The sequence below is a fragment of the Eudoraea sp. genome (assembly GCF_049669105.1).
Lineage (GTDB): Bacteria > Bacteroidota > Bacteroidia > Flavobacteriales > Flavobacteriaceae > Eudoraea.
Window position 1 is genome coordinate 46592 of record NZ_JBATKE010000165.1, and the last position, 8060, is coordinate 54651.

7 protein-coding genes are annotated in these 8060 nt (G+C 37.2%); 6 read left to right on the top strand and 1 reads right to left on the bottom strand.

Features of this window, described 5'->3' with window-relative positions; all coding sequences use genetic code 11:
* Positions 1–10: 10 nt before the first annotated feature.
* Both WBM60_RS13450 and ggt read left to right on the top strand, forming a co-directional pair.
* A complete protein-coding gene (locus WBM60_RS13450) occupies positions 11–604 on the top strand; it encodes an ACP phosphodiesterase (protein WP_424263667.1) in 594 nt (197 codons plus the stop codon).
* Positions 592–2274 carry a gamma-glutamyltransferase gene (gene ggt, locus WBM60_RS13455; RefSeq protein ID WP_424263665.1) on the top strand — a complete coding sequence of 561 codons (1683 nt, stop codon included), beginning with the start codon at positions 592–594 and terminating at the stop codon, positions 2272–2274. Before WBM60_RS13450 ends, ggt begins: the two co-directional genes overlap by 13 nt.
* Before the next feature lie 58 nt (positions 2275–2332).
* Here the strand turns inward: ggt and WBM60_RS13460 are convergent, their stop codons facing one another.
* Complete coding sequence (locus tag WBM60_RS13460) at positions 2333–3085, bottom strand: XRE family transcriptional regulator (RefSeq protein ID WP_424263663.1); 753 nt, start codon at positions 3083–3085, stop codon at positions 2333–2335.
* 225 nt (positions 3086–3310) lie between these two features.
* Here WBM60_RS13460 and WBM60_RS13465 point away from each other — a divergent pair, with 225 nt between their 5' ends.
* The 4 genes from WBM60_RS13465 to WBM60_RS13480 all read left to right on the top strand — a co-directional run.
* Positions 3311–3490, top strand: a complete 180-nt coding sequence (locus WBM60_RS13465; protein ID WP_424277405.1) for a hypothetical protein — start codon at positions 3311–3313, stop codon at positions 3488–3490.
* Between the two features lie 5 nt (positions 3491–3495).
* Positions 3496–4269, top strand: coding sequence for a TIGR03915 family putative DNA repair protein (locus WBM60_RS13470; protein WP_424277406.1), 774 nt, complete (start codon positions 3496–3498; stop codon positions 4267–4269).
* A 325-nt stretch (positions 4270–4594) separates the two neighbouring features.
* Positions 4595–7456: an excinuclease ABC subunit UvrA gene (gene uvrA, locus WBM60_RS13475; protein ID WP_424277407.1), complete on the top strand. Its 2862-nt coding sequence runs from the start codon at positions 4595–4597 to the stop codon at positions 7454–7456.
* A 48-nt stretch (positions 7457–7504) separates the two neighbouring features.
* On the top strand, positions 7505–8060 hold a 556-nt coding region (locus WBM60_RS13480; RefSeq protein ID WP_424283185.1), incomplete at its 3' end, for a TIGR00730 family Rossman fold protein.

Below are 8060 nucleotides of genomic sequence, written 5' to 3' on the forward strand. Positions count from 1 at the left end.
TTCGTGTTGAATGAATTTTTTAGCACACATATATCTCTCTTTTGGAGATGACGAAATAACTATCGGAAATTTTATTGCGGACAGCATAAAAGCAAATAAATACAAACACCTTCCAGATAGAATACAAAAAGGAATCCTGTTGCATCGTGAAATAGATACTTATACAGATACACACCCTATACCCAGGGTAAGCAGTAAAAGATTACACCAGAATTACAGTCATTACAGCAGGGTAATAGTAGATATTTTTTACGATCACTTTCTAGCTAAGAACTGGAAGCAATATTCAGAAACTCCTTTGGAAATTTTTGTAGATAAATTTTATGATTTACTGGAGGACAACTATACCATTCTGCCCGATGGCACTAAACGAATGATCCCTTATATGATAAGTGATAATTGGCTTCTCAACTATGCCCAAATGGATGGGATTAGCAGGGTTTTAAGTGGTATGAACAGAAGAACCAATAATAAAAGTAAAATGAATTTTGCCATTCTTGATCTTGAAAAAAACTACGAAGCGTTTGAAGTAGAATTCACCGATTTTTTCAATGAACTTGTGGTTTTTTCCAAACAAAAATATACTTCAATATGCGAATACTAATTCTACTCTTTGCGCTTTTACTATTCGCGCAATGTTCACCTCCGCCTCCTATACCGACTGGTGTGGTAAGTAAAAATGCAATGGTAGTATCTGCGCGTGAAGAGGCTTCAAAGGTAGGAATAGCCATACTTCAAAAAGGAGGAAATGCTTTTGATGCCATGGTTGGAACTGAACTTGCATTGGCAGTGGCTTATCCATTTGCCGGCAACCTTGGTGGTGGTGGATTTATGGTTTACCGCAAAAATGATGGCTCTATAGGAGCCCTTGATTATCGTGAAAAGGCACCATTAGCGGCCCACAAAGATATGTATCTGGATTCTTTGGGCAATGTAATTCCGGGAAAGAGCACCCTGGGTGCCACTGCCACTGGAGTGCCGGGAACTATAGCCGGAATATTTGAAGTTCATAATAAATTTGGTACGCTGCCTATTAAAGAGATAATGGACCCGGTTATTAAACTGGTTGATGAAGGGGTTCAGGTAACTTCAAAGCAAGCCGACAGACTGGATAAATACTGGGATCAGATTAAAAGTGTAAATGGAGAAAGTACTTTGTTTTACAATAAGTGCGATGCCGGAGACACCCTAAGATATCCTGGCCTGGCAAATACTTTAAGGAGAATAGCAATAAACGGAAGGGATGAATTCTACAAAGGCGAAACCGCCAAAATACTGGCAAGATTTATCCAGGAAAAAGGAGGTTATGTAACTGAAGAAGATTTGGCGGGGTACGAAGCCAAATGGCGACAACCTATTGTATTCAATTACAAGGACTTAAGGATAATTTCAATGAGCCCCCCTAGCAGTGGTGGAGTAACAATAAATCAAATCTTTAAGATGATTGAATCTTATGACATCTCCGACTTTGGTCATAATTCTGCTAAATCAATTCAGTTGTTTACTGAAGCGGCAAGACGGGCCTATGCCGACAGAAACTTCTTCCTTGGCGATCCGGATTTTGTAGTTATTCCGCTTGATGTTTTATTAAGCAAAAAGTATTTACAAGCCCGTATGGAGAACTTTTCATTTGATTCGGCAACTCTTTCGAGTGATGTACAGCATGGTACCGTGGAAATTATTGAAAGTAATGAGACTACTCATTATTCCATTGTGGACCAGATGGGAAATGCTGTTTCAGTAACTACAACCTTAAACGGAGCATATGGCTCCAAACTCTATAGCGATGAACTAGGGTTCTTCCTAAATAATGAAATGGATGATTTTAGTGCTAAACCAGGAGAGCCCAATATGTTTGGTCTTATAGGAGCTGAAGCCAATAGCATAGCAGCTGAGAAACGAATGCTAAGCTCAATGACCCCAACTATTGTTGAAAAAGACGGTACGCTTTGGATGGTGGTCGGTTCGCCCGGGGGATCTACAATAATTACAGCCGTTGCACAGACAATTCTAAATACATATGAATTTAATTTAAGTATGCAGGAATCTGTGAACGCGCCTAGATTCCATCACCAGTGGCTTCCGGATCATATTGTTTTTGAGACAGAAGGATTTTCCGATGCACTGAAAATTGAATTAAAATCCAAAGGTTATAATATTAATGAGAAACCTACACCTATCCTGGGTAAAGTGGATGCTATCCGGGTTTTATCGGATGGTAGCCTTGAAGGAGGCGCAGATAAAAGAGGAGATGATACGGCAGTAGGTTTTTAAACCTCAGAAGTTTGGATTAACGATTCTTTCTTTAACTTAAAATCTGCTTTTTGGATGCCTATTGCTTCAGCTGATTTTTTAACTCTTCCATAGATTCCTGCAGCTGCCTTAACAAGCCTTTTTCTGTGGTTGCATCTACCCCAAAAGTTATTTTGCTGCTTACCTGCCAAAGTTCCTGTACTTGGTCAGATTCTATTTCATAAGGTGGATAGATTTCGTTAAGTGAAATCAAAAGCATTTTTGAATTCCCGGGTAATTTCTCAATCTTCTTAACAAGTAGAGCATCTTGAAGCACCACTACATACATTTTATTACGATTTATATCATCCAGTCCCTCCACCGCTTTAGCTAATACCCATTCGCCCGGCTGCAGATTAGGCAACATACTATCACCCTCAACCTGAAAGCCCCTGTAGGTGGCATTTCTGAATTCGGGAAGTGGGAGATCAAAGGCAGGCAGTTGTTTGTACCAACTTGTATCCTGAATATTTTGAGGATAGCCAGCGGCTGCTTTGGCATTTACCAAAACCATATTATCATTATCAGAAGAATCCACTGTTACAACTTTTGGGATAACACTGGTACCGGAATAATTTAAATATTGATTGTTACTATCGCCAAATAACCATAGTGGGTTCACATTAAATTGTTTTAATAATTCAACTACCACCCTGCCAGAAAGTTTGGTGCGACCACGTTCTATATCGGCTGTAGTATTAGGAATTCCAAGCATCCCTGCAAATTCAGCCTGCGTATATCCCAAATCTCGTCTAATCTCAATAAATCTTTTTATGGTAAGTTCATTTTCCATAGTCATTTTTTTATTTTTTCTGTTCTACACCTATACGTATGATTACAACTGTTTTCTCATCTTTTGTACCAGTTAATACTACTTCGCCTCGTTTTATTTTGGAAAGTTTCCCATTCAGGAGTCTCAAAGATACAAAATTTGGAATATTTCCAAAATAATTTAGGAATATTTCCTAATTTAGGATTTTTTCCATATTTTTGGAATATATACAAATGAGTTATAATCATGTTAGATGAAATTATTACTGAAAAACTTAGCCTATGGGCTCAAAGAGGATTAAATGACAGCTTTTATTCAAGCGGCATTAGAGAACTTAAAAAAGAAAAGAGGCCGTCAAAGATAAAACAGAAAGTATCTAAAAATATATCGCAGAAATCATTTAGCAAACAATTAAGCCTATTCTAAAAGTTATGGAAAAAGAAAAAATATTGTTGTATGACGGGAGTTTTAATGGGTTTTTAACTTCCATATTTACCGCATTTGAGGAAAAAATCAATGTTGTTGATATTCAAAGGAAAAATCAGGTTCAAAAGGGACTGTTTACTGAAACGCAAACTATTTTAACACAAGTACATAAAGCTAAGCGGGTCTGGAATGGTATTAGCCAAAGAAGTAATAACGCCATGAAGAATATTTATTTTGCTTTTTTAAGTGAGACTCCTGGTATTGAACAATTACTTTATTCATATATTCAAAAAATAGTTGCTAAAGGGTCACCCAATCACATAGATTTAGCGGATGATATGGTTTTTAGGATAAATTATTTAGCAAATATGGTAAGTAAGAAAAAAAACCGGATGGAGACATATATGAAATTCAATGTCTCAATAGATGGCGCTCACTTTATTATTGTGGAACCCGAGTTTGACATATTACCTCTTGTATCAAAACACTTTAGGTCTAATTTCAGTGACCGTCAATGGATTATTTACGACATAAAGCGGAACTATGGGCTTTATTATAACTTTCATACAATTCAATTAATGACATTGGATTCAAAAGGCATAATAGCGAATGTCAGACCTCTAAATAATCTTATTCAAACTAATGCAACAAGTGTTATTGAATCATGGAATACTTATTTTGCCAACAATTCTATTAAATCTTTAATCTCCAATAAATTACATACACATCAATTGCCTAAACTTCAGAGGAAATATCAGGACGATAAGGAAGCAGTATAGTATCATAGTATTTATCTTAACAGGAATTATGAAATAGTCACACATTGAAAAACTTTTAAGTTTTATACCAGCTTGTTACTGGCATTACAGTTCACTACACTCCGTTAATGGGATCTTTCAGGCTTGATAATACATATATCGACTGATTTAACCCTTTTGCTTCTATCTGAAATTATAGCAATTGTTATAGAAACAGTTATTTATGAAACAAGTTACCGGGAAGGCAATTTGCCATAGATTATTTACAACTCTTTAACAAAATCAAAATAAACCACGCTTCCTTTTTAGTCGTCAAAAACGTACCTTTGCAACTTTGTCTAATTCAATGATAAATTACGAGGAGAATATTGAAGTTAAGGGAGCCCGCGTTCATAATTTAAAAAATATTGATGTAACCATCCCAAGAGAAAAACTGGTAGTAATTACCGGGCTTTCAGGTAGTGGTAAATCTTCATTGGCTTTCGATACTATTTACGCTGAAGGGCAACGTCGCTATATTGAGACCTTTTCTTCTTATGCAAGACAGTTTTTGGGAGGCCTTGAACGTCCCGACGTAGATAAAATCGATGGTCTGTCCCCAGTTATCGCGATAGAACAGAAGACCACCTCCAAATCTCCGCGTTCCACGGTAGGAACAATAACTGAAGTTTACGATTTCCTTAGGTTATTGTTTGCCAGAGCCTCTGATGCCTATAGCTATAATACAGGCGAAAAAATGGTAAGCTATAGTGATGAGAAGATTAAAGAGCTTATTAAAGAAAGTTATTTTGCAAAAAAGATAAACATCCTTGCCCCTGTAATTAAGTCCAGAAAAGGGCACTATCGTGAGCTTTTTGAGCAAATTGGAAAGCAAGGGTTTGTAAAGGTAAGAGTAGATGGTGAAATTTTGGATATCACCAAAGGAATGAAGGTGGATAGATATAAAACCCATGATATTGAAATCGTCATAGACCGCCTAAAAATTGATGACAATGAAAATTTAAATAAAAGACTTTCCGAGTCCATAAATACAGCCATGTATAGTGGTGAAAATGTCTTAATGGTTCTTGAAGAAGGTGAAGCAGTCCCAAGGTATTTCAGCAGGGACTTAATGTGCCCAAGTACCGGTATTTCATATCCAACACCTGAACCCAATACATTTTCCTTTAACTCCCCTAAGGGAATGTGCAAAGATTGTAATGGTCTGGGGCATGTCTTCGAGGTAAACGAAAATAAAATTTTTCCGAATAAAAAATTATCCATTCAATCAGGTGGTATTGCACCCCTTGGTGAATATAAAAGCTCATGGGCATTTAAGCAATTAGAAACTATAGCCAAACGATATGAATTTGAACTTACGGATGCCATATCGATAATTCCGGACGAAGCACTTAAGACTATTCTCTATGGAGGCGCTGAACAGTTTGAAGTTGATTCTAAAACCCTTGGTGTAAAAAGACTATACCACATAGACTATGAGGGTATTGCAAATTTTATAAAAAACCAGTACCATCAGGCAGATTCTACATCAATTAAACGCTGGGCCAGAGATTTTATGGATAAAAGAATCTGCCCCAGTTGCAATGGTACAAGGTTAAAAATAGAATCACTTTATTATAAAATTGAGGATAGGAATATAGCAGAATTATGTCAACTGGATATTTCTGATCTCGCCAGTTTTTTTGATCAACTTGATTCCAGACTAGAGGGAAATCAAAAAAAGATTGCCGAAGAGATCATCAAAGAGATTAAATCGAGAATTAAGTTTTTGTTAGATGTGGGCCTTGATTATTTATCGCTGAACCGCAGCTCAAAGTCACTTTCGGGAGGTGAAGCACAACGGATAAGGCTCGCAACACAAATAGGATCGCAGTTGGTAGGGGTTTTATATATATTGGATGAACCCAGTATTGGATTGCATCAGCGAGACAACAATCGCCTTATTAAATCACTGGAATCGCTCAGGGATATTGGAAATTCTGTAATTGTAGTGGAACACGACCGTGATATGATTGAGAATGCAGATCATGTAATTGATATAGGGCCGCTGGCAGGAAAACACGGAGGCGAGATAATCTCACAAGGAACACCAGCTGAACTCATTGAACAACATACATTAACCGCTCAATATATAACAGGAGAACTGGAGATTCCTATTCCTGATACAAGGAGAAAAGGGAATGGAAAAAGTTTAAGTTTGATGGGTTGCACAGGTAATAATTTAAAGAATGTATCTGTTGAATTTCCTTTGGGTAAAATGATCGCCGTAACGGGTGTTTCTGGAAGTGGTAAATCAACATTAATTAATGAAACGCTTTACCCAATAATGAATGCCCATTATTTTAATGGTGTTAAAAAGCCTATGCCCTACACCGATATTAAAGGTCTTGAAAACATCGATAAGGTAATAGATATTAACCAGTCTCCAATTGGAAGAACACCTAGGTCCAATCCGGCTACGTATACCGGCGTTTTTGGAGAAATACGTTCCCTTTTTGCAAAAACACCTGAAGCGGCAATAAGGGGCTATAAACCGGGCCGATTTAGTTTTAATGTAAAAGGAGGCAGATGTGAAACTTGCCAGGGAGGTGGATTGAGGGTAATTGAAATGAACTTTCTTCCCGATGTATATGTTGAATGTGAAACCTGTAACGGTAAACGATTTAACAGGGAGACTCTGGAAATTAGATATAAAGGACAATCCATAGCGGATATTCTTGAGATGACCATTGACGAAGCAGTAGCCTTTTTCGACCAAATACCAAAGATTTATAGAAAGTTGAAGACCATTCAAGATGTCGGACTAGGTTATATCTCATTAGGACAGCAATCGACTACTCTTTCAGGAGGAGAAGCGCAACGTGTAAAACTTGCCACCGAATTGTCTAAACGGGATACAGGAAACACTTTCTATATTTTGGATGAACCTACAACCGGACTGCATTTTGAGGATATCAGAGTACTCATGGAAGTTTTAAACAAACTGGTGAACAAAGGAAATACCATTGTGATAATTGAACATAACATGGATGTCATAAAAATGGCGGACCATATAATTGACATAGGTTATGAAGGAGGCCGGGGAGGCGGCATGATAGTTGCGGAAGGAACTCCTGAAGAAGTGGCTAAAGACGATAAAAGTTATACCGCATTTTACCTTAAAAAGGAATTTAGTCTAAAAAATTCGAAACTTGAAGTTCGCAGTTAAATCTCTAGTTATATTAGATCGATCTGCAAGTGATAAAAAATTAAATATATGAGGAAAGAGAAGCATCATAAAGGATGGAATGAAATTAAAACCAATGATTCATGGGCCATTTTTAAAATAATGGGAGAGTTCGTGAATGGTTTTGAAAAAATGAGTGCAATTGGCCCTTGTGTTACAATTTTTGGTTCTGCCAGAACCAAGGAGGATTCTAAATATTACCAACTTACCGTCAATGTTGCCAAAAAAGTATCCGAAGCTGGTTATGGTATTATTACAGGTGGTGGTCCTGGTATTATGGAAGCCGGTAACAGAGGAGCACATTTGGCTGGAGGAACTTCAGTCGGATTGAATATAGATCTTCCTTTCGAACAACATGACAACCCTTATATTGATGATGACAAGAGCTTGGATTTTGATTATTTCTTTGTGCGAAAGGTAATGTTTGTAAAATATTCACAAGCATTTGTCGTCTTACCTGGAGGATTTGGTACGCTTGATGAACTCTTCGAAGCCATTACGCTAATTCAAACAAATAAAATTGGTAAATTTCCCATTATTCTGGTCGGCGTGTCTTTTTGGAAAGGTTTGATGGACTGGATTAAGA